At 58.2% G+C, this 21139-nt stretch carries 20 protein-coding genes and 1 riboswitch; of the genes, 12 read left to right on the top strand and 8 right to left on the bottom strand.

The window, feature by feature from the left end:
• Positions 1-2: 2 nt before the first annotated feature.
• Positions 3-896, top strand: coding sequence for a polyprenol monophosphomannose synthase (locus I6I72_RS00365; RefSeq protein ID WP_005531487.1), 894 nt, complete (start codon positions 3-5; stop codon positions 894-896).
• Between the two features lie 146 nt (positions 897-1042).
• Here I6I72_RS00365 and I6I72_RS00360 read toward each other — a convergent pair whose 3' ends face one another.
• The gene (locus I6I72_RS00360; protein WP_034657500.1) at positions 1043-1417 is read right to left on the bottom strand and encodes an RNA polymerase-binding protein RbpA; all 375 of its coding nucleotides are present in this window, start codon (positions 1415-1417) and stop codon (positions 1043-1045) included.
• A gap of 130 nt (positions 1418-1547) precedes the next feature.
• Here I6I72_RS00360 and I6I72_RS13560 point away from each other — a divergent pair, with 130 nt between their 5' ends.
• From I6I72_RS13560 to I6I72_RS00350, 3 genes are read left to right on the top strand one after another with little or no spacing between them, the layout of a single operon-like run.
• Positions 1548-1886 carry a hypothetical protein gene (locus tag I6I72_RS13560; RefSeq protein WP_080548661.1) on the top strand — a complete coding sequence of 113 codons (339 nt, stop codon included), beginning with the start codon at positions 1548-1550 and terminating at the stop codon, positions 1884-1886.
• 6 nt (positions 1887-1892) lie between these two features.
• Positions 1893-2591, top strand: a complete 699-nt coding sequence (locus I6I72_RS00355; protein ID WP_005531484.1) for a YceI family protein — start codon at positions 1893-1895, stop codon at positions 2589-2591.
• A 34-nt stretch (positions 2592-2625) separates the two neighbouring features.
• Positions 2626-2790, top strand: coding sequence for a hypothetical protein (locus I6I72_RS00350; RefSeq protein WP_005531483.1), 165 nt, complete (start codon positions 2626-2628; stop codon positions 2788-2790).
• A gap of 455 nt (positions 2791-3245) precedes the next feature.
• On the opposite strand, the gene I6I72_RS00345 is transcribed toward I6I72_RS00350, so the two are convergent.
• Positions 3246-4274, bottom strand: coding sequence for a bile acid:sodium symporter family protein (locus I6I72_RS00345; protein ID WP_201807250.1), 1029 nt, complete (start codon positions 4272-4274; stop codon positions 3246-3248).
• A 366-nt stretch (positions 4275-4640) separates the two neighbouring features.
• Between I6I72_RS00345 and I6I72_RS00340 the strand changes: the two genes are divergently transcribed.
• Positions 4641-7562 (top strand): FAD-binding and (Fe-S)-binding domain-containing protein, encoded by a 2922-nt coding sequence (locus tag I6I72_RS00340; RefSeq protein WP_201807248.1) that lies wholly within the window; start codon positions 4641-4643, stop codon positions 7560-7562.
• A gap of 66 nt (positions 7563-7628) precedes the next feature.
• On the opposite strand, the gene I6I72_RS00335 is transcribed toward I6I72_RS00340, so the two are convergent.
• Positions 7629-8942, bottom strand: a complete 1314-nt coding sequence (locus I6I72_RS00335; protein ID WP_049063589.1) for a class I SAM-dependent methyltransferase — start codon at positions 8940-8942, stop codon at positions 7629-7631.
• A 191-nt stretch (positions 8943-9133) separates the two neighbouring features.
• Here I6I72_RS00335 and I6I72_RS00330 point away from each other — a divergent pair, with 191 nt between their 5' ends.
• Positions 9134-10474: an NAD(P)/FAD-dependent oxidoreductase gene (locus I6I72_RS00330; RefSeq protein WP_005531479.1), complete on the top strand. Its 1341-nt coding sequence runs from the start codon at positions 9134-9136 to the stop codon at positions 10472-10474.
• A gap of 203 nt (positions 10475-10677) precedes the next feature.
• A riboswitch (TPP riboswitch) is annotated at positions 10678-10774 on the top strand.
• A complete protein-coding gene (thiD, locus tag I6I72_RS00325) occupies positions 10762-11604 on the top strand; it encodes a bifunctional hydroxymethylpyrimidine kinase/phosphomethylpyrimidine kinase (RefSeq protein WP_049063591.1) in 843 nt (280 codons plus the stop codon). Its footprint overlaps the riboswitch before it by 13 nt.
• An 82-nt stretch (positions 11605-11686) precedes the next feature.
• On the opposite strand, the gene I6I72_RS00320 is transcribed toward thiD, so the two are convergent.
• Positions 11687-12286, bottom strand: a complete 600-nt coding sequence (locus I6I72_RS00320; protein WP_005531477.1) for a class I SAM-dependent DNA methyltransferase — start codon at positions 12284-12286, stop codon at positions 11687-11689.
• Between the two features lie 111 nt (positions 12287-12397).
• Between I6I72_RS00320 and corA the strand changes: the two genes are divergently transcribed.
• Positions 12398-13471, top strand: coding sequence for a magnesium/cobalt transporter CorA (corA, locus tag I6I72_RS00315; RefSeq protein ID WP_049063593.1), 1074 nt, complete (start codon positions 12398-12400; stop codon positions 13469-13471).
• A 51-nt stretch (positions 13472-13522) separates the two neighbouring features.
• Here the strand turns inward: corA and I6I72_RS00310 are convergent, their stop codons facing one another.
• Entirely contained in the window at positions 13523-13984 is a 462-nt protein-coding gene (locus I6I72_RS00310) for a PaaI family thioesterase (protein ID WP_172453480.1), read from the bottom strand.
• A gap of 43 nt (positions 13985-14027) precedes the next feature.
• On the opposite strand from I6I72_RS00310, the gene gndA reads away from it, so the two are divergent.
• From gndA to I6I72_RS00290, 4 genes are all read left to right on the top strand, one after another.
• Positions 14028-15473 (top strand): NADP-dependent phosphogluconate dehydrogenase, encoded by a 1446-nt coding sequence (gene gndA, locus I6I72_RS00305; RefSeq protein ID WP_049063595.1) that lies wholly within the window; start codon positions 14028-14030, stop codon positions 15471-15473.
• Between the two features lie 166 nt (positions 15474-15639).
• Entirely contained in the window at positions 15640-17031 is a 1392-nt protein-coding gene (locus I6I72_RS00300) for a DEAD/DEAH box helicase (RefSeq protein ID WP_049063597.1), read from the top strand.
• Complete coding sequence (locus I6I72_RS00295; protein ID WP_049063599.1) at positions 17031-17894, top strand: hypothetical protein; 864 nt, start codon at positions 17031-17033, stop codon at positions 17892-17894. The genes I6I72_RS00300 and I6I72_RS00295 overlap by 1 nt, the downstream gene beginning before the upstream one ends.
• 65 nt (positions 17895-17959) lie before the next feature.
• A complete protein-coding gene (locus I6I72_RS00290) occupies positions 17960-18790 on the top strand; it encodes a vWA domain-containing protein (RefSeq protein ID WP_049063600.1) in 831 nt (276 codons plus the stop codon).
• A 137-nt stretch (positions 18791-18927) separates the two neighbouring features.
• Here the strand turns inward: I6I72_RS00290 and I6I72_RS00285 are convergent, their stop codons facing one another.
• From I6I72_RS00285 to ftsR, 3 genes are all read right to left on the bottom strand, one after another.
• Positions 18928-19506: a MerR family transcriptional regulator gene (locus tag I6I72_RS00285; RefSeq protein ID WP_100619455.1), complete on the bottom strand. Its 579-nt coding sequence runs from the start codon at positions 19504-19506 to the stop codon at positions 18928-18930.
• A gap of 109 nt (positions 19507-19615) precedes the next feature.
• Positions 19616-20254, bottom strand: a complete 639-nt coding sequence (locus tag I6I72_RS00280) for a bifunctional nuclease family protein (RefSeq protein ID WP_049145758.1) — start codon at positions 20252-20254, stop codon at positions 19616-19618.
• A gap of 96 nt (positions 20255-20350) precedes the next feature.
• Positions 20351-21097 carry a transcriptional regulator FtsR gene (gene ftsR, locus I6I72_RS00275; protein WP_049063604.1) on the bottom strand — a complete coding sequence of 249 codons (747 nt, stop codon included), beginning with the start codon at positions 21095-21097 and terminating at the stop codon, positions 20351-20353.
• Positions 21098-21139: the final 42 nt, after the last annotated feature.

Below are 21139 nucleotides of genomic sequence, written 5' to 3'. Positions count from 1 at the left end.
ACGTGAGCACTACCCACGCTTCCACCTTGGTTATCATCCCGACCTACAACGAGATTGAGAACCTTCCGCTGATCACCGGCCGTGTCCGCAAGGCAACCCCAGAGGTCAGCATTCTGATCGTGGACGATAACTCGCCTGACGGCACCGGTGAGGCTGCAGACAAGCTGGCTGCTGAGGATGACAAGCTGCACGTCCTCCACCGTGAGGGCAAGGGCGGCCTCCTAGGTGCTTACATTGCTGGCTTCAAGTGGGGCTTGGAGCGCGACTACCAGGTCCTCTGTGAGATGGACGCTGACGGTTCCCACGCACCTGAGCAGCTGCACTTGCTCCTCGCTGAGATCGACAAGGGCGCGGACCTCGTCATCGGTTCCCGCTACGTACCGGGCGGCGAGACCATCAACTGGCCTGCTTCCCGCGAATACCTGTCCCGCTTGGGCAACTTGTACATCTCCGTGGCGCTGGGCGCCGGCCTGTCCGACATGACCGCAGGCTACCGCGCATTCACGCGTGAGCTGCTGGAGTCCATCGACTTCGACGACCTGTCGAAAGCTGGCTACATCTTCCAGGTTGACTTGGCTTTCCGCGCTGTCAAGGATGGCTGGGATGTACGCGAGGTACCAATCACCTTCACCGAGCGCGAGTACGGTGAGTCGAAGCTGGACGGCTCCTTCGTCAAGGATTCCCTCTTCGAGGTCACCAAGTGGGGCATTGCACACCGTTCCGAGCAGGCCAAGGACTTGGCTGGCGAGGTCAGCAACATCGCGTCCTACACTTACCGCCACAGCTCCCTTCCGGGCCTGGCTGGCAAGCTCAAAGAAGGCTTTGCCTGGACCGGCGACTTCGCTGACGAGGTACAGTCCCTGCTGAAGCACCAGTTCGGCAGCAAGTCTAAGTAGGCAAAGCAAGCCGAGTAGGCTCCGAGCGGCTCACCATGAGCCGCCTACTAAGACGAAAGGGGCGCGCTACATTCCCAGCAATGGGGAAGTAGCGCGCCCCTTTTGTGCGCTATGTACAGCATGTGCGGCGCTGCAGAAACCGAGTTCTAGCTCTGATTCTCCTGCTGCTCCTTGAGCAGACGAGCAGCGGAGCGGCGGCGGGAGCGCAGCTGATCGATGCGCTCGGTAAGCAGTTCGTCGAGTTCCTCGATGGAACGGCGCTCACGCAGCATGTCCCAGTGGGTACGTGGCGGCTTGGCTGGCTTGGATTCTACGCCTTCGCCCTCCATAAGGGTGCCCAGCTTACCGTTCTTACACATCCACTCCTCAGGAATTTCCGCATCATCTGCGAAAGGAACTTCGTAGATGTCACCGTCTTCGGTGCGGTACTTGACCATCTGGCGTGGTGCTAGGTCGTGGTCACGGTCCGTCTCGTAGCTGACGGCGCCCATACGGCTACCACGGAGTACGCGATCTGCCATGCAACATCATCCTTTTCATAAAGAGTGCTCGGAAGGGTTGATATAAATCACCCAAGAAACTAACAGTATAACGAAGTACAGCGTGCGTTTGTTCCCACCCCGGGTTAAATGGACTAAGGTGTAACAGGTGATCCGTCAAGCTAGCCGCGACCGTGCTGTCGCATCGTGTCAATGGTGCGGCAAGGAGATCCCACAAGGAGGGCGCGGACGCCCTCGCAAATTCTGTAGCGCATCATGCAAGCAACGCGCATATGAGCAGCGTAATAACGTTTCGGGTACATCAATTCCGAAGAACGCTGTGATCATGACTCCGGAGCGTGCTGATGAATTGCGGGATGGATTATTTGAACTACGCTGCTCAGCCGAGGACGTCGCAATGGCAGCGAAGGAAGGTGCAGATGGAGATGAGCTCCAGGAACTGTGTTCTGAACTCGTCGCCTTGGCACGTCGGCTCGAGGAATTGAGATAAGGAAAAATGCAGAAACTTCTAGGTAACCGCAAGCTGGTCATTTCCATTTTCGTGGTGCTAATTCTCGTCGCCACGGTGGTTGCACTTGGCCCGTTGTTCTATTCGATTTACATGGGCCGTGGTGTCCAGACAAAGCCTGTTGATGCAGCGCACACCAAGCCAGCTAGCACCGATGTCGATGGCACCTGGAACGTTGTTGCTGGTACGCCACATAATTTCACCTCGGTTGGTTTCACCATCAACGAGGTTCTGCCTGCTGAGAAGACCACGACCTCCGGCTCCACCAAGGACGTGACCGGCCAGGCTGTCATTAAAGACGGCAAGATCGAAGAAGGCACGATCACCGTGGACATGACCACCTTGACCACGGATAAAAAGGTTCGTGACCAAAACATGAAGGACAAGCTGTTTATCACGCGCCAATTCCCTGAAGCCACGTTCACTCTGACTGAGCCTGCTGATATTTCTGCAGTGCCAGACGACGGCTCGGTGGCCAAGGTTAAGCTGACCGGCGACCTAACGATCAAGGGCAAGACCAAGAAGGTCACCCAGGAATTCGACGTTGTTCGCGACGGTGAGACCATCGTTATGGGCGGCAACATTCCGGTCAACCGTCTAGATTACGGAATTGAGACTCCAGAGATGATCGCGGCCAAGATTGAAAAAGAAGGCGAAGTAAACATTCGCGTCACGCTTCAGAAATAACTAGCAATACGGAAGTAACTAGCAATACGCAGGCATGAACTCTCAACATCTAATCCCAGTCATCTGGTTCCGACTCGTGGTGCTCATTAGCTTCGCAGTATTCGTCGGCTTCCAGAAAATGTGGCTACTCCTTGGCATCGCAGTATTGCTCGGCATTCTTACGGGCTGGCAACTTATCACTGCATACAACCGCCGTTAGAGCACACCCGCAATTCCCACTCACACCACCGTTTAACGTCACAGTGACATTAAACGGTGGTGTACTCAGTTAGGGCAGAAGCAACCCCAAAAGCCGAAAAAGCCCAAATTCAGCCACCGCGTCCGAGCCAGACCAAAACCGGACCCAAACCGGGGGCAAGCAGTCGGACCAACAAGCCAGACCAACAACCGGGTCAATATAAATCCAACGAGTTGAGCCGCGCGAGTAGCCCAGGACAAAGCCAAGCCGCTCGGCGACGTCTGCACCCAGCCGGGGAAATGCGCGTCACAAGAACTAATTGATACGTGAGTGCCGACAAATCGATATAGATGCACGGGGACGTATAGACGTAACGCCACTATTCAATAATTGTCCGATAATGTACATTATGTCATTTAGGATTTGTGTCGTTATCCCCCGGGCCCCTTATATAAGGGGCCCACCTAACCTCACCACTAGCTCACGTGCGCCGGCTCATTCAGTAGTTCCTCTGGGGCCTCCTCAGCGGGCAAAGGCTTACGGCGGACGAGTGCTGCGAATACCGCGCCCGTGATGTTCGCCCACACGGCTGCCACAACGCCTGGCAATGCAGCCTCAGGCGTAAAGAACTGCAGCGCCAGCGCGGAGGCCAAACCGGAGTTCTGGGTGGCAACCTCGATAGCCGTCGTACGCGCTGCTGCTTCGCGCTGACGAGTTACCTTCGCCGTATAGTAGCCAAAGAGGAATCCAATGACATTCTGAATGGCCACACCGAGGAATACAACAAGACCAACCGTCAGCAGCTTATCCTGCGACTTTGACACAACCGCAGTAACCACTGCACCAATACCGACGATAGCCACCCACGGGAGCACCGGGATGACATAATCAACCGCCTTGCTTGCCACAACGCGCAGCAACAGGCCAAGTGCGACCGGGATGAGGACCGTCTGAACCAGCGACCACATCATGCCCATACCATCAACCTCAGCACTCTGCCCTGCCAGCCACAGCATCAACAGTGGCGTCATAATTGGGGAAACCAAGGTAGAAACGGACGTCATAGCGACAGACAGTGCCACGTCACCCTTTGCCAAGTACGCCATGACATTGGATGCCGTACCACCAGGAACCGAACCAAGCAGGATTAGGCCGACAGTAACGGCGTCATTAAGCCCCAGCAACTTAGCAACAAGCACCGCACTGGTCGGCATAACCACAAACTGGCATACAACGCCAATAAGGATGGGCAATGGACGCTTGGCAACGAGCGCAAGATCCGGGGCCGTCAGAGTAAGACCCATCGAGAACATAATGACCATAAGCAGCTGGCTCGTATAAGAGCTAACCGGGACAAAGGTCGACGGACTCATGAAGGCTGCAATTGCACACAGCACAATCACGATGGGAAATGCGTAAACCGCTAGCTTCTCAGAGCTGCTTTGCGCATCCTGCGCCGCCGACGGATCGGCTACTTCATACTGGTGAGAAGTCATACTCGACATGTGGCTCGCCCTTACTACTTGGAAGTTACCCACCTCTTCCCCCACTCGCATGTCCGGCTTGCCATCAGGCACCTTCATTGTGAGTGGAATCTGTGGGGGTAAAGGTTAGGGACCTTGCCCCCAGGAACGACACCCCTGAGCCCAACTTCCCTTTCCCGATCCCACCGACGTGGTGAATATCTTTCTATGGATTGATTGATTTCCAAACCATAGCACAACATCCCGTTAAATGAACTAGCAGTTTCGGACGTTGGGATACCGCTAATGAAGGGGTCTAAACTCGCCGCCCCCAACCGTGGTTAAACAAAGGTGACCTTAGGCCACACTTACTATCGGTCAACAGATATCTGGGACTAAGTTGAGTGTATGCAAAAGCTTCTGAGTCCCGATTCAACAAAGATTTCTCGCCCACAGGGATCAACGAGCCAGGCAGATGCTGTACCAGCGAAGTACACCAACGGCTCCCCCATGTCGCTCATCAAAGACATGGAGGCCATCGTCGGTCCGGAAAACGTGCACGGACGCCTATCAGACCTTGTCCGATTCTCTTCCGACGCCGGCCCCTACCGATCTATTCCTCAAATCGTAGTGTCAGCGCGTAGTGCCAGCGACTTGTCTAGGCTCATGACCTACTGCCGCGAGAACGGCCGCCACATGACGTTCCGCGCCGCGGGCACCTCGCTCAACGGCCAAGCAATGTCAGATGACATCTTGGTTGATGTGAAGACCAACTTCACCGGCATGGAGGTCAGGAATGGCGGCAGCAAGCTGTGGTCCCGCCCAGGCGTTGTGCTTGGCGACGCCCAGGCAGTCCTCGGCCGGCACGGATTCATGCTCGGCCCGGACCCAGGATCAACCTCTGTATGCACCATCGGCGGCGTCCTCGCCGACAACTCCGGCGGCATGCGCTGTTCGCTGGAGCGCGATAGCTACCACTGCGTCGATGAGCTCGTCTTCGTCTTGCCCTCCGGAACCATTGTCGATACCGCTCGCGGCGACGATGCCTTCCGTGCACAGGAACCTGAACTTCACGCCAACCTCCTCGCCTTCCGCGACCGCCTGCGAGCGAACACCGAGATGGTGGAGTTCTTGCGCAAGAAGTTCTCCATCCGCAATACCAACGGCCTACGCATTGACGCTTTCCTCGACGAGGACGAGCCGGTCAAGATCCTAAAGCGCCTCCTCGTCGGCTCCGAAGGCATTTTCGGCGCCATCGTCGAGTCCGTCATCAAGACGGTAAAACTTCCCAAGGTCAAGGCCACGACCTGGGTCGAGTTACCGAACCTGCGCGATGCAGCCAACTTCGTGCACCCAATCATGGAGGCCGGCGCTGAAGCCTGCGAACTCCTCGTCGCACCGGTGATGCGCCGTTCGGCAGAACACTACGCCCACGCGCCAAAGTCCTGGATCGACCTTGATGACGATGCAGCAGCACTGCTCGTCGAGGTAGGCGGCACCGACCTCGCCGATCTCGAATCCGCGATGGAGCGCCTCAAGGAGGTCCTCAAGGACGCGCCGCTTTTACGCCCACTCGAATTCGAGACCACACCAGAGGGCATGCGCGGCGCATGGGAGCTCCGCAACGGTTTGTACGGCCTGCTCGGAGCCGACCGCCCGAACGGCACCACCTACATCACCGAGGACGTCTGCTTCCCGCCCGCAGAGGTAGGCAACGCAGCCGCCGATTTGCTGGATCTGCAGCACAAGTATGGCTACCCCGAGTCGGTGATGGGACACGCCGCCTTCGGCAACCTGCACTTCTTCCTTACCCCGCGCTTCGATCTAGACGAAGAACGCGAATCTTATGCCAGCTTCCTGGACGAGCTGGCTGAGTTGGTCATCGACAAGTACCAAGGTTCGATGAAGGCCGAGCACGGTACCGGCGTAAACATGGCTCCATTCCTCGAGCACGAGTGGGGCTCCGAAGCCTTCGAGCTCTTCTGGGAAGTCAAGAACATGATTGACCCGCAAGGCATCCTCGCGCCAAATGTGAAGCTCACCCGCGACAAGTCCGTGCACCTGAAGAATTTCAAGTCCTTCCCCAAGGTCGAGGACATGATTAATCCTTGCGTGGAGTGCGGCTTCTGCGAACCCGTTTGCCCGTCCCGCCACGCCACGGTCACCCCACGTCAGCGCATCGTCTTGCGCCGCGAGATGGCCCGCCAACCAGAAGGCTCTGCGGTCCTGCGCCAGCTGCAAGAGGAATATCAGTACGATGCCGTCGACATGTGTGCGGCGGACGGCACCTGTTCCATTCCGTGTCCCATCAGCATCGACACCGGCGCAGTGATGAAGCAGCTGCGCAAGCAGGAAGCTGGCCCCAAGGCCGAGAAGGTAGCCCTGTCGACCGCGCAGCGTTGGGCGCTCGTCGAGAAGCTCGCGCGTGCTGGCGTCATTTCCGCCAATAAGATTCCGCACAAGCCACTTGAGCTCGGCGCCAACATGGCCCGCAACGTCATCTCCCCTGACTTGCTGCCCACCGTGCCAGGTCCACTCCCTAAGGGTGCGTCCCGTCTACCGGAGACACCGCGTGAAGGCGCACAGGCCTTGTACTTCCCGGCTTGCATCAACCGCATCTTTGGCCGCCCTGCTGGCGCCGCCCCGGATTCGGTGGATCTGCCGCGCGCTGTCGTCGAGCTTGGCCGCCGTTCCGGACAACCGGTGTGGATTCCGGATGATGTAGCAGGCGACTGCTGCGGTACTCCTTGGTCTTCTAAGGGCTACACCGAGGGCTTCGAATACCAGGCCACCAAGATCGTCCGCGACCTGTGGCACTGGTCTGAGCACGGCAAGCTCCCCATCATCGTGGATGCCGCCAGCTGTACCCACGGCTTGCTCGACAGTGTCCCAGAGGCGCTCTCCGAAGCCGACAAGGAATTATGGTCCCAGCTGCGCATCATGGACGTCGTCGAGTGGCTACGCGATGAGGTTGCCCCTCACCTACCGATCGTCCAGAACATGGGCACCATCGCCGTTCACCCAACCTGCTCCACTGCGCACATGGGCATCAGCGATGACTTGGTGCAGCTGGCCAACCTCTGTGGCCATGCCAAGGTTCCAGAAGGCGCTATGTGCTGTGGCTCCGCCGGTGACCGCATCATGCTCCACCCAGAGCTGGTGGAATCGGCTACCCGTGAGGAGCGCGCTTCCCTTGAGGCTGAGCACTTCGATGCTTATGTCTCCGATAACCGCACCTGTGAGATGGGCCTGGAGATGATCTCCGGCAAGAGCTACGACTCCATCGCTGTCTTGCTCGAGCGTGCCTCGCGCCCTGTGGTTACTCCTTAACCGCTTATCCTCTCAGCCCGTTAGCCCCTTAACCCTACCTGGGGCTACTGCGTGGCCGATGGCGTCCTAACGGCGGCCGCCGCGATTGCGATGGGTCGCCGTTACTTGTACGGCGTCGATCATGCCCAGCTCGAAGAGCGCTTCACGCAACGCGAACTGGAAGGTCCACAGCCTGCGGAATACCGGATCGAATCCCGCTGCTGCTGCTTCGCGCAGGTGCCCGTCAAAGTAGCTACGCTGCTCACGCAGCGACTCCGCATAATGGCTACCCACGTGAGTCTGTGCCACGATGCGAAGATTGGACTGCTTGTCAAAGAGCTGGTGTGTTTCCTCGATGGTCGGGTAATCCAAACCCGGCCAGATATAAGCCCGCAGCACCTGCAGTGCTGCCCGCCCAGCAGGCGTCATCGCATCCGTCGCAAAAGTAGAGGCCAATGCAACTCGCCCGCCTGGCACCAAGGAACGGTCCAGGACGCTCACAAAGCGCTTGCGCTCAGCCGGAGTGAGCAGCTCTAGTTTCTCCACGCTCACAATCGCGTCATAACGCCCACGCCACTGCTTGGGGTGAGGAATCACGGCGTCGCTAAGCTGCACGTGTACCGAATCCGCAGCGCCTTCGAGCAACAAGATCTCGTTGAACTCGTTAAGCTGCTCAGCATCGGCCGTCAACACATCCACCGTTGCGCGTCGACTCACAGCCTCCACCGCCACATTCAACCCCGTCGCGGGATAAACCAAAAGATGCGTACCCGCACCGGAATGCGTGGCGTCGAGGAGCCACTGTGCGCTGCGCCGCTGGCCGTCCCGCAAATCACTACGATCCACGCTCGTTGGCTCACTGACTTTAGTTACGTCAACAAGGTGTTCTTTAGGCTCTTTCCTGCCCGCCTGTTGGCTAAAGCTAGGAACCGCCTCGCGGACCGTCGTGGGAACCCCACTGGCAAAAATGCCACCGCTGTGTGTAAACCCGTCGCCTGCATATAAACGGACCAGCTCCACAGGAAGCTCCCCCGGAGCAGAAAGTTCCGGTGCAAGGTCCTTAGCCTTGGGCCGATACCCAGTCTGCAGCAGGCAGCGTAAAACCTTCACCAGCTTCTCCGAGTTTTCCGTAGTCCACTCGCCTGCTAGATAAGACTCCGCAAAACCAAGCCATCCCGTAGCCGCAATGCGAGTAAACAGCGCATCGTGTAGGACCTCCATGTCTGGACCGTCTTCTGAATCCGTTTCCGGATCAAGGTCGATCTCCGCCAGGTCGCATGTCTTGGCAAATTCCGCCTCTGCGCGTCGGGCTTTAAACTGCCCAAAGCTCACTGAAGGAACATTCGCCACGCTTGGCCATTGCGCAGCGTCAATTGTGTCTAGGTGTGGAAAATTGACCATTTTCTTGGGGTCTCCTTGACCAGCTGCACTAAGGGGTTTGCACTCACCTTAATCTGAAAAGCCCACCTAAATACCTCGCCATGCCGAGGAAGAGCCAGTTTAAGGTATATAAAGTATGCATGTACGGTATCTAGGGTTTAGACTGATTCGGTACAAAAATTTTCGCTTTCTCAGGAAGGTATCACCCCACCATGGCTGAAACCCCTTACCGCCCAGCCGGCGGCCGCCACCACGTAGTCGTTATCGGCGCAGGCTTTGGCGGTCTCAACGCAGTACAGCAGCTAAAGAATGCTGACGTCGAGATCACCCTGATTGACAAGAAGAATCACCACCTGTTCCAGCCGATGCTGTACCAGGTAGCAACCGGCATGATCTCCGCCGGTGAGATTGCTCCTTCTACCCGTCAGCTGCTGCGCGGCCAGGATAATGCCCACTTCGTCAACGGCGAAGTAACCGATATCAACATCGAGGATCAGACCGTTACCGCTGAGCTCGACGGTTTTAGCCGTACTTTCGCATACGACTCCCTCGTCGTAGCTGCTGGTGCCGGCCAGTCTTACTTCGGCAACGACCACTTCGCTGAGTTCGCGCCGGGCATGAAGACCCTGGATGACGCACTTGAGCTGCGCTCCCGCATCGTGTCTGCCTTCGAAAAGGCTGAGTTTGTTGACGATCCTGTCGAGCGCGAGCGCCTCCTTACCTTCATCATCGTTGGTGCTGGCCCAACCGGTGTGGAGCTAACCGGCCAGATCGCCGAGCTTGCAAACCGCACGCTGCGCGACCAGTATTCCAACTACGGCACCACCAGCGCCAAGATTTACCTCTTGGATGGTGCGCCACAGGTACTGCCGCCGTTCGGCAAGCGCCTTGGCCGCAAGGCTCAGCGCTCCCTCGAGCGTCTCGGCGTCGACGTACGTCTGAACGCTATGGTTACCGACGTCACCGAGGACGCTGTCACCTACAAGAACATGAAGAACGAGGACGTTGTCACCCTCGAGGGCGCAACCAAGATCTGGTCCGCTGGTGTGTCCGCTTCCCCGCTGGGCAAGATGGTTGCTGACCAGGCTGGCGTCGAAGCAGACCGCGCTGGCCGCGTCTCCGTCAACGACGACCTGACCGTGGGCCAGCACGACAACGTCTACATGGTCGGCGACATGATCTCCCTGAACCGCCTGCCAGGCGTAGCACAGGTTGCTATCCAGGGTGGCGCACACGTTGCCAAGCTCATCAAGGCAAAGGTCGACGAGGAGTCCACCGCCAACGAGCACGAGGCATTCGAGTACTTCGACAAGGGCTCCATGGCCGTCATCTCCCGCTTCAACGCTGTTGTGAAGATGGGCAAGACCGAGTTCGACGGTTTCCCGGCATGGGTTTCCTGGATGGGCTTGCACATCATGTACGTCCTTGGCTTCCGCAACCGCACCACTGTTGCTGTCAACTGGATCCAAAACATGATTTCCCGCGACCGCGGCAACCTGGAGATCACCGATCAGCAGCGCATCGCTCGCAACTTCATCAACAAGAATAAGTAAATGAAGTCACGCCGATGACGGGCCAGGCGCGCACTTCAGCGCCGCCTCCCAGCCATCCTGCATCCCGCCCCCGCCTGGCCAAGCTTTTAAGCTTGCTCACGCGGGGGCGGTTTCTGTTTTGTTCTCAAGCTACTGATTCTGCCGAATCTGCAGAATCTGCCACCATTTATCTCCGCCAGATAGTGCTTTTTGTTAACCTCAAAGCTTACGACAAGGGGTGCCGTTGAAAACGGCTGAGATTAGACCCTAAGAACCTGCACTCAGTTAGTACTAGCGAAGGGATAGTTGTGGAATCCACGGATCCACGTGGCACTTTGCCACGCGTTTTGACCATTGCCGGAACGGACCCCACGGGCGGTGCCGGCGTCCAAGCCGACCTAAAGTCTTTTATGGCCGCAGGAGCCTATGGCATGTCGGTGGTCACGGCTTTGGTGGCGCAAAATACGCAGGGAGTGCGTGCGGTGCACACTCCCCCTCTATCGTTCCTGCAGGAGCAGTTTGACGCTGTGCTTGACGACGTCGCGGTTGACGCAGTGAAGATCGGCATGCTCGGCACCGCGGACATTGTGGCCAGTGTTTCTCGCTTCTTGGACGCACTCGCCCCAAATACCCCAGTTGTCTTGGACCCTGTCATGGTGGCCACTAGCGGGGATAGGCTCCTCGACGAGGAGGCGGAAGCCGCAGTACGGGAACTCTGCCGCCAGGTCACCGTCATCACGCCAAACCTCAAAGAGCTTGCGGTGCTAACGTCCACGCCGCAGGCGAGCAGTCTCGACGAGGCGATTTCGATAGCTCAGGACTGGGCCAGCGAAACGGGCACCTATGTCATCGCCAAAGGCGGTCACTTGCAGGCAGGCCACGCAGACAACGCCGCTGTGGGGCCAGAAGGAGTGCTCTGCCGGGTTTCAAGCCCGCGGGTAGACACGAAAAATACGCACGGCACCGGCTGCTCGCTCTCGTCGGCACTAGCCGCACGCCTTGGCGCGGGGGAAACCCTGCCGGACGCTCTTGAGTGGTCCACCACATGGTTGCATGAAGCCATTGAAAACGCCGATGGTCTGCGCGTCGGACACGGGCACGGACCTGTGGATCACGGACACCAGCTGCGGCGACAGGCCGGGCTGCTTTAGAACAGTTCGCGAACTGTTAACTGTTTTCGAACCCTTCTCGAGATTCTTTAGGACGGTCATTCTCTAGGACTGTATCTGGACGCTAAAGCAGGTCTGCGCCTGGGCGGGTCAGCACCGCTACCAAGAATGTCGAGCTCTCCTTGAATACCTTCATATCCCACGAGGAGAAAAGGAAGTCAACGCGGAAGCCCACCTCCTTGGCTAGGGTCAGGAAGTCATCAAAGGCCCAGCCGCGGCCTTCACCAAAACCGACGACAAAACGGCCGTCAGAATGCAGCGAGTTGTAGATGTTGCGAATGGCTGCCTCGCGGCCATCAACTGCGAGGAAGGTCATAACGTTGCCTGCTGCCACGGCCAAGTCAAAGTTACCCTCCGGAATCTCGTCCTCCGAGAGGTCACCTACCACCCACTGGCCGTCCGGGAAATCATGCTCCGCGTGGCTAATGAGGATGGGATCGACGTCGACACCGACGACCTTGTGGCCACGATTGACCAACTCGCCACCAAGCCGGCCTGTGCCACAGCCTGCATCCAAAATTAGGGAGCCTCGCTCCACCATTGCGTCCACTAGACGCGCCTCACCGTGGATATCTTTGCCCTGCGCAGCAAGCATTTTCCACTTGCGGGCAAAGTTCTCTGAGTGTGCAGGGTTGGCAGCGGTGACTTCTTTCCAAGTAGGCATGAAAACTAGTATATGCCCCGTGGCAGTGTAGGCTTTACCCGCTAGTTAAAAATTGCCTGCCGAAACCAATTTCGGCTCACGTCTGCTCATAAAGTGAAGGAGGCTGAAACGATGCCGTCTGTACCGTCGCCCTTCAGGCCACGCAAGAAGAACGATCCACCCAGTTCCTCCCGCACTTTCTCTGTTCCGGCAGAACGAGCAATAGAACATTGCCGGGTCTTCGTCGATGGCGAGTCACTTCCGGGCGAGTTCACCCCGCACACGGCTTTGCAGACTGTGGAGGAATACGGACGCGGATTCGTGTGGGTAGGCCTGCATGAGCCTTATGAGTCCCAGATGACCAAGGTTGCGTCCGAGTTTGGTATCCACGAACTGATCGTGGAAGACGCCGTCCAAGCACACCAGCGCCCCAAACTCGAGCGCTACGACGATCAACTGTTTATGGTCGCCCGTTCGGTCAACTACCGCGACCACGATGAGGTTGCTGATAAGCGCCAGATCATCTCCACAGGTGAAATCCAGATGATTCTGGGGAGCAACTTCATCATTACGGTCCGCCACTCTGCCAAGCTGCCAAACCTGGCCTACACGGTCCAGGACGAGCAGGACTTGGTCGAACTCGGACCAGTAGCCATGGCATGGAAGATTCTTGACATGATGGTGGATCGCTACTCCGAGATCGTGCGCCTGCTCGCCATCGAGGTCGATGAGATCGAGGAAGAGGTCTTTACGCCGCAGACCAAGTTCAACATTGACAGGATCTACATGTTCAAGCGTGAGATCTTGGAGATGAAGCACGCCATTGACCCGCTTTCGGTCGCGCTGAAAGCCATGATCAATGACCACAAGGACTTGATCTCGAAGCAGATTCGTTCTTACCTGCGCGACGTCAACGACCACGAGCTCGTGGTCAAGGACCAGGTGGCAGGCTTTGACGAGCGCCTCACCTCGCTTATCGACGCCTCTGTGGCCAAGGTGACCATGCAGCAAAACAGCGACATGCGCACCATCTCTGCCGTGGTCGGCATGTGGGCTGCTCCTACCCTGGTCGCTGGCATCTACGGCATGAACTTCGATGTCATGCCGGAACTGCACTGGGCTGGCGGATACTTCATGGCGCTAGGCGTCATGGTGCTCGTGGTCGCGGTCATGTGGTGGTGGTTCCGCCGCAACCACTGGCTCTAGGGCGGAAACAAAGCCCTAGGGAGTACACAGCACTCCCTAGGGTCCGCAGCACTATGGGTTGACCATTGTGCGCAGGTTCGTGCGCGCAATGAGTTTGCCGGCTTGGCGCATCTCAATGCACCAGATGTGGGTGCGCCGACCCAGCTGTACTGGTGTTGCCACGGCTTCCAGAATTCCGTCAGACACTGAGCGGATGAAGTCGGTGTTGTTGTTGATTCCAACTACTGGTGCAGCCGCTGCAACGAAGGATGCAATGGAGCCCACGGATTCCGCGATGGAGCAATAAAGGCCGCCGTTGGCCGCGCCCCACGGCTGGTGGTGCTCAGGCTTGACCTCAAGCTGGGCACGTACTTCGTCCTTCGACACAAAAGTAAAGTCCAGGCCGAGCAGCCCGCCAAGGCCGTGGTTGTGGGCGTTGAAAACCGCGATTTCCTCAGCGGAAAGCGGGCGTTCTTGGACGGTGGCGACCATCTTCGCCATGAGTTCAAACTTGTCTGGGTTTTCTTGGCTCATGCCATGACAGAATAGCGGGAAAGTCTGACGTAGGATAGAGCACATGACTGAAAAGACTGAACTCGCCCACATTGGCGTTGTCGGCTTGGCTGTTATGGGCTCTAACTTGGCCCGCAACTTCGCCCACAACGGCAACACCGTAGCCGTCTACAACCGCAGCCCGGAGAAGACCCACAAGCTCATCGAAGAACACGGCTCCGAGGGCAACTTCATCCCTTCCGAGACCGTCGAGGACTTCGTCGCATCGCTTGCGCGCCCGCGCAAGGCCATCATCATGGTTCAGGCAGGTAAGGCTACCGATGCAGTAATCGACCAGATGGCTGCAGCCATGGATGAAGGCGACATCATCATCGATGGCGGAAACGCCCTCTACACCGACACCATTCGTCGTGAGAAGGAAGTAGCTGCCAAGGGCAAGCACTTCGTTGGCGCCGGCATCTCCGGTGGCGAGGAAGGCGCGCTCAACGGCCCGTCCATCATGCCCGGTGGCCCTGCTGAGTCCTGGAAGACCCTCGGCCCCATCCTGGAATCGATTGCTGCCAAGGTTGACGGCACCCCGTGCGTGACCCACATCGGCCCGGATGGCGCCGGCCACTTCGTCAAGATGGTCCACAATGGTATCGAGTACGCCGACATGCAGGTTATTGGCGAGGCCTACCAGCTGCTGCGTTACGGCGCTGGCCTCGAGCCTGCCGAGATCGCTGCTGTGTTCAAGGAATGGAACTCCGGCGATCTCGACTCCTACCTCATCGAGATCACCGCTGAGGTTCTCGCACAGACCGATCCGGAAACGGGCAAGCCGCTTGTCGACGTCATCGTTGACGCCGCCGGCCAGAAGGGCACCGGCCGCTGGACCGCCATCAATGGCCTAGAGCTGGGTGTTCCGGTTACTGCCATCGCTGAAGCTGTCTTCGCTCGCGCTCTTTCTTCGGCTACCGAGCAGCGCGCAGCGGCCCAGGAGGGTGAGCTTCCAGCCGGCGTCATCGAGACCGACGTCGACAAGCAGGCGTTCATCGAGGACGTGCGCCAGGCACTCTATGCTTCCAAGCTCATCGCTTACTCCCAGGGCTTCGATGAGATCAAGGCGGGCTCTGAGCAGTTCGGCTGGGACGTTGACCCACGCGACCTTGCCACCATCTGGCGCGGCGGTTGCATCATCCGCGCTAAGTTCCTGGACCGCATCCGCGAGGCTTATGACACCAACCCGCAGCTGTCGGCCCTGATTCTCGATCCTTACTTCAAGGGCGAGCTCTCCGAGCTCATTGCGCCTTGGCGCCGCGTGGTTGTCACCGCGACCCAACTAGGCCTACCGGTACCGGTCTTTGCCTCTTCCCTGTCCTACTACGACAGCCTGCGCGCTGAGCGCCTGCCCGCTGCCCTCATCCAGGGTCAGCGCGATTTCTTCGGCGCTCACACCTTCAAGCGCGTGGATAAGGAAGGCACCTTCCACATCGAGTGGTCAGCCGATCGCAGCCTGAGCGAGCTTTAGATTCAGCTGGCTTGACGCCACCGAATCTTGCGCAGCGCTAGGTCCTCTTCTTGGGGTCTTGGCGCTGCACTCGTTTTAGCCCTAGGGCCTCCGCGCCGGTCAATCCGGACTTTGTGTGCTTTCGGGATTACGGAATCATGAGGCTTGGCCACTAAGCTAAAGGGCAATGACTACTTTCGCCGACCTCGGCTTACCTCAAGAAATCGTACGTGTCCTCAACAAGCAGGGCATCACGGAACCTTTCCCTATCCAGCAGGCGGCAATCCCCGACGCCCTCGCTGGCAAAGACGTCCTCGGCCGCGGTCCGACGGGTTCTGGCAAGACCTTCACCTTTGGCCTTCCCATCCTCACCCGATTGACTCACACTGGTGCCTCGAAGCCGGCTCGCCCGCGCGCTTTGGTGCTTGCACCGACGCGTGAGCTCGCGACGCAGATCCACGATCGCCTCGATGAGCCCGCGAATGCTTTAGGCTTGCGCGTCCTTTCTGTGGTCGGCGGCGTGAACATCAACCACCACATCCGCTCGCTCGCCCGCCCCGTAGATCTGTTGGTGGCAACCCCTGGACGCGCACAGGACCTCATCAATCAGGGCAAGCTTTCGCTTGACGACGTCGCGATTACTGCGCTCGACGAAGCTGACCACATGGCTGACATGGGCTTCCTCCCGCAGGTCCGCAAGCTCATGGCGCTCACGCCCAAGAAGGGACAGCGTTTACTCTTCTCTGCCACGCTGGATGGCGATGTGGACAAGCTGGTCAAGCAGTTCATGCACTCCCCTGTTACACACTCAACCGCACCGGTTGAAGCAGCAGTAGACACCATGACCCACCACTTGGTTTTCGTTGGGGACCGCGATAGCCGCAACGACGTGGTTGTGCGCATCGCCGCACGCGAAGGCAAGACCATCTTGTTCATGCGCACCAAGCACGGTGTAGACCGTCAAGCCAAGAAGCTGCGCCGCGTAGGAATCAATGCCCTGCCGCTGCATGGTGATAAAGGCCAGGGCGCGCGCACGAAGGCCATTGAGGGTTTCGCTGATGGCTCGGTTCCCGTGCTTGTGGCCACCGACATTGCGGCCCGCGGCATCGATATTGCGGACGTCTCGCTGGTCGTGCACGTGGACCCACCTGCTGAGCACAAGGCCTACCTGCACCGCGCCGGGCGTACCGCGCGTGGTGGTGCCTCTGGCGCGGTGGTCACTTTGGTCATGGATCAGCAACGCGATGAGGTTGCCAAGCTCATCAAGAAGGCCGGAATCAAAGCCTTCGAGCTTGATCTAAGTGATCGACCTAATCCTGCTGGCGCTCCGGAGCTCGCCAAGATTACCGGCGCACGCAAGCCTTCTGGTGAACCCCTCCCGCCGCCGCACCAGAACAATCCGGCTTCGCGGGGCGGTAGTTCCAAGCGCCAGAACGCTGGCGACCAGTCTGGACAACCTGGACGCGGCAGACACGGTGGCCGTGGTGGCCGTGGTGGCGCGGGTGGCCGCGGCAGTCGAAACCGTTCCCGCAATGGAAAGCCAGGGGGCTCGGGCCGCCGAGGTGGTGGTCAGCGCTAATGCTGCTGCAGCCCAACGAGTGGCGTCCCCGCTACGATGCGCATGTTGCACGTGCTGAGGAGCTCCTAGCCGAGTTTCGCCACCCCGGTGGCTATCACCCGGTCTATGATTTCCTCTTCGAGTACTACCCGGTGCGGCCTTCTCATCTTCGACGTTGGCACCCAGGCTTTGGGGTTACGCTCTTGGGCGAGCCGGGACAGGTTCCGCACGAGGAGTGGCGCGACTACCGCCGCACGAGTCAGGGGATACACCTTGATCTGGACTCTTTCTGGCAAAGACGCGGGGAATCTATCACCTATATCCGTAACCTGATGGCAAAGACTGCGGCCAATCCTGCACAGTTTGACTGCTTCGGGTTGCACGAATGGGCGATGGTTTATAAAACGGACACTCCGCGCCATGACTTACCGCTGCGCTTGGGCGCGGCGGGCACCAATGAGGTCGTCGAAAACCATCGAGTCCGGTGCACCCACTACGATGCTTTTCGCTTCTTCACTGAGCCAGCACGTCCGCTCAACCTCACTGTATTGACGCGCGAAGGACAGCCGGACAGCGATCAGAGCGGTTGCGTCCATGCGACGATGGACCTGTACAAGTGGGCATGGAAGTTGGGCCCCTTGGTGCCCGGTGAGCTATTCATTCAAACCTTGGAGTTAGCCATTGAAGCCCGCACTCTTGATATGGAGGCTTCGCCGTATGACTGCCGTGATTGGGGCTTCGGCGTGGTGCCTATTGAAACCCCAGAGGGCAAAGCTGAATACGTTGGGCGCCAACGTGCGCTGGCAGCCAAGGCTAAACCGCTGCGTCAACGGCTTGTCACCCTCGTGGATGAGGCGTCGGCGGCTACAATGACAAACCGATAAAGTGAGCATAAGCCCGGGTGGGGCTATGGAAACGGCACGAGCCGTCCAGTGTGGAAGGAATACTCATGGCACGACATTCCAATGGCAAGAACACGTTCGCGATGGCGGGTTGGGTGTTGGCCCTCCTGGCCGCACTTATTCTCGCTATTGCGGTGGGCTTGTTCTTCCTTCTGCGGGGCGGGGACTCCCCTAAAGCCACGACGGCAGCTGACTCAGAAGTCGCCGAAACCACGGCAGAAGCCAGTGCTGCAACTTCCAAGAGCAAGGAAGCACCCAGTTCCACGTCCACGGCTGAGGAGTCGAGCGCCAGCTCCATGAGCGCTGCGCCGGATAACGAAGCTGGGGCCGCCTTCGCGGACAACACCCTTGTCCTGCTTGATACTTCAGAGGGACTCGCTCCCTACTTCAACCCTGTAACGCAGGCCCTAGCGGAAACAGCCACTGCTCTCGGTGAGAAAGATGGCCTAGTGAGCCTGTGGAACTATTCCTCACCTATTTCCGAGACCGCCACAGTGGGATACCGCCAAAACATTGGCTTCGGCGAGGCCGGCCCAGTGGCGTTTGCGGTTCAGCAGTTCGGTACCGGTGGTGTTCCCCAAACCCGTAGTGCAGTCACTGCTGCGCTGACGAATGCCTCTGAGCAGGCTGCTGGTACTGGCAAGAACGCTAAGGTCCTCCTCGTCACCACGGGCACCGCGCAGGACATGGATGATTCCACATTCAAACAAGTACTCAACGAAGCCAAATCCAAGGACGTAACCTTGTCCGTCGTCCACGTTGGCGAAGGCGACAAAGACACAGTGCTTGACGACGCCGCAGATTCCTTCACCGCCGTTGCAGACCCAAGCGATGAGGCAGCAGTAGCCAAGGCACTCAAGGCAGCCGCTGGCGCGTAGCGCTTTGCACCAGCCGCGTGCCGCGCACCAATTGAAAGGTAGATAGTGCGGCTAGATTCTGCCAGACAAACAAAACAGCTACAGGCCCCGACTCACGTGAGCTTGAGTCGGGGCCTATAGCTTTGGTCAAAGAACTCCTAAGAGGTCTTGCGCTTGCGGCGAGCAGCGAGCTCGTCGATTCCTACAACAGTTTCTTCTTCGAACTCGTCGACGCGCTCGGCCGGGAAAGAGGAAATGGTGCCGGAGAGCTCCTTGAGGATGCCAGGCACAGCAATACCGAATACACCCTGGCCGCCGGCCAGAAGGTCGATGACCTCATCGTTGGAGCGGCACTCGTAGACGGTGGTGCCGTCGGAAACGAGGGTCAGCTCAGCAAGGTCATTGACACCGCGGTCGCGCAATGAATCAACAGCCACGCGAATGTTCTGCAGCGAGATCCCAGTGTCAAGCAAACGCTTAACGATCTTCAAGACAAGCACGTCCTTGAAGGAGTACAGACGCTGCGAACCGGAACCGCGGGCGGTACGAATGGAAGGGTTAACCAGGTTGGTACGTGCCCAGTAATCAAGCTGGCGGTAAGTAATGCCGGCAACCTGGCAAGCGATTGGAACACGGTAACCCAGTTCCTCGTCAGGACCCACATCGAAAAGGGACTCTTGAACGTAGCCTTCGTCCGTGCCGAAGGTGGCGGTGTACTCGTCGCGTTCGCCGTTGATGCTCACGTAATTACTCCAATGGTGTTTGTTGGAAGCTCTAAAGCTTTATTAAAGGCCACCACCCTGACCCCGTCAAGGGCAAGGCATGACCAAACTCTCTAGTGCAACTTTAGACTTCTTTATCCCCATTGTCATCATTAGTCACACGCGTGTCATTAGTTTCTTTTCCATCGTTTTCTTCAAGAAAGTCCTCTTCAGACACACCTAGAGAGCGCATCATCGCCTCAAAATCGGCATCTGCCTGGGGATTTCCTGAAGCAGAGCTGTCTGAGCCGAGGGTTTTCCCTGCTTCTTCCGCAGCGGGGGGAACGGGGGGATCAAAGTGAAAACCGAAGTAGGCTTCCATGTCATCTGCCGTCACAAACACCGACACTTTATTGAGCAGCTCTTGATCGACGGTGATTGGAACTCCAAAGTGTTCGGAGACTACAAGCGCATCGGTGAGCTTAGCGTCATGAACTTCCCCGGTTTCATCGACGATGTCAATCATGAAGGTGCCTTCGTAGTAATTGACTATCTCGATCGAGCCAACGCCGCCGGCCATTTCGATGAACTCCAGGAGTAGATCATGCGTGTTAGGGCGAGTCTCGCTATATCCGTCGAGGCGCTGCATGACGCGCGACCCCTCAAGCGGGGAAAGCCACACGGGGAGGATCTTGTTTCCTTCTACCCAACGCAGCAACGCGCATAGTTCATTTTCCGGCTCCATTACATGGATGCCGTGGAACTCAAGACTAGTTTTTTCCATGCCCTCCACTCTCCCACATTTGGGCCGATCGTGGTGGCAGGCCCAGCGCAAGTAGGGAGTTCCGTGGGCCGGAAGGTCTTGAGTCCCCGAGTCTGTTTAAGAGTTGTACTCGTTGCGCAGGTCAGTCTTGACCAAAGTGGCATGCAGGGAGACGACCAACGCGGTCATCTGCTGGGAGAGTTCCTCCGCCTGGTGAGCAGCGGTGTCAGACTTGGAGTTGGCCACTGGGGAGGCAACCCGTGCAATGAGGTCAGCCTGCCGGCGGGCATTGTTGCGCAAGGACTTAAGCTGACGCTCCTCAAAGCCGAAGGCCTTGAGCGCCACAGCTGCAGAAACCGCGGCTACGTCGTCAGCGTCAAAGAATCCAGACGCATCCGGAGAGATGAGGCCAACCTTGACCAGGCTTGCCACCTCTGCTTCAGTGGAGCCAGCCTGGGCGGCAACTTCCGCGTCAGTCAAACGGGTGACGGCCGGCGCACGGAACTGATCGGGACGCAGAAGTGTTTCTGCCTTGCCCGCAGACACGATAGCCATAACCTGACCAGAATCCATGGCTTCAAGCTGCTCACGAATAACCTTCAGCGGCGTGTAGTTGTCTCGCTGAGTAGTCAGGATGTAGCGAAGGCGATCAACGTCTTCCTGAGTGAAGCGGCGGTAACCGGACGCAGTACGTTGTGGCGTGATCAGACCTTCGGATTCGAGGAAGCGAATCTTCGACACGGTAACGTCAGGGAACTGCTTGTTCAGCTGCTCCAAAACGACGCCGATCGACATGGTCTTGGCCTTCTTCGCCTTCACTGCCCCTTTACGCAGGGCTGCGGCGTTGGACTGTGCTGCGCTCACGATATTTCTCTTGGTGCTTCTCTCAGGGTCGAACGTGATTCG

The sequence above is a fragment of the Corynebacterium striatum genome (assembly GCF_016728105.1).
Lineage (GTDB): Bacteria > Actinomycetota > Actinomycetes > Mycobacteriales > Mycobacteriaceae > Corynebacterium > Corynebacterium striatum.
The sequence above is the reverse complement of the archived record's forward strand: the minus strand, read 5'-3'. Positions and strand labels throughout refer to the sequence as shown.

Coding starts and splice junctions, on each gene's coding strand:
- I6I72_RS00360 (WP_034657500.1), bottom strand. CDS start 1,417: ATGGCAGATCGCGTACTCCGTGGTAGCCGTATGGGCGCCGTCAGCTAC.
- I6I72_RS00355 (WP_005531484.1), top strand. CDS start 1,893: ATGCAGAAACTTCTAGGTAACCGCAAGCTGGTCATTTCCATTTTCGTG.
- I6I72_RS00350 (WP_005531483.1), top strand. CDS start 2,626: ATGAACTCTCAACATCTAATCCCAGTCATCTGGTTCCGACTCGTGGTG.
- I6I72_RS00345 (WP_201807250.1), bottom strand. CDS start 4,274: ATGTCGAGTATGACTTCTCACCAGTATGAAGTAGCCGATCCGTCGGCG.
- I6I72_RS00340 (WP_201807248.1), top strand. CDS start 4,641: ATGCAAAAGCTTCTGAGTCCCGATTCAACAAAGATTTCTCGCCCACAG.
- I6I72_RS00335 (WP_049063589.1), bottom strand. CDS start 8,942: ATGGTCAATTTTCCACACCTAGACACAATTGACGCTGCGCAATGGCCA.
- I6I72_RS00330 (WP_005531479.1), top strand. CDS start 9,134: ATGGCTGAAACCCCTTACCGCCCAGCCGGCGGCCGCCACCACGTAGTC.
- I6I72_RS00320 (WP_005531477.1), bottom strand. CDS start 12,286: ATGCCTACTTGGAAAGAAGTCACCGCTGCCAACCCTGCACACTCAGAG.
- corA (WP_049063593.1), top strand. CDS start 12,398: ATGCCGTCTGTACCGTCGCCCTTCAGGCCACGCAAGAAGAACGATCCA.
- I6I72_RS00310 (WP_172453480.1), bottom strand. CDS start 13,984: ATGAGCCAAGAAAACCCAGACAAGTTTGAACTCATGGCGAAGATGGTC.
- gndA (WP_049063595.1), top strand. CDS start 14,028: ATGACTGAAAAGACTGAACTCGCCCACATTGGCGTTGTCGGCTTGGCT.
- I6I72_RS00300 (WP_049063597.1), top strand. CDS start 15,640: ATGACTACTTTCGCCGACCTCGGCTTACCTCAAGAAATCGTACGTGTC.
- I6I72_RS00295 (WP_049063599.1), top strand. CDS start 17,031: ATGCTGCTGCAGCCCAACGAGTGGCGTCCCCGCTACGATGCGCATGTT.
- I6I72_RS00290 (WP_049063600.1), top strand. CDS start 17,960: ATGGCACGACATTCCAATGGCAAGAACACGTTCGCGATGGCGGGTTGG.
- I6I72_RS00280 (WP_049145758.1), bottom strand. CDS start 20,254: ATGGAAAAAACTAGTCTTGAGTTCCACGGCATCCATGTAATGGAGCCG.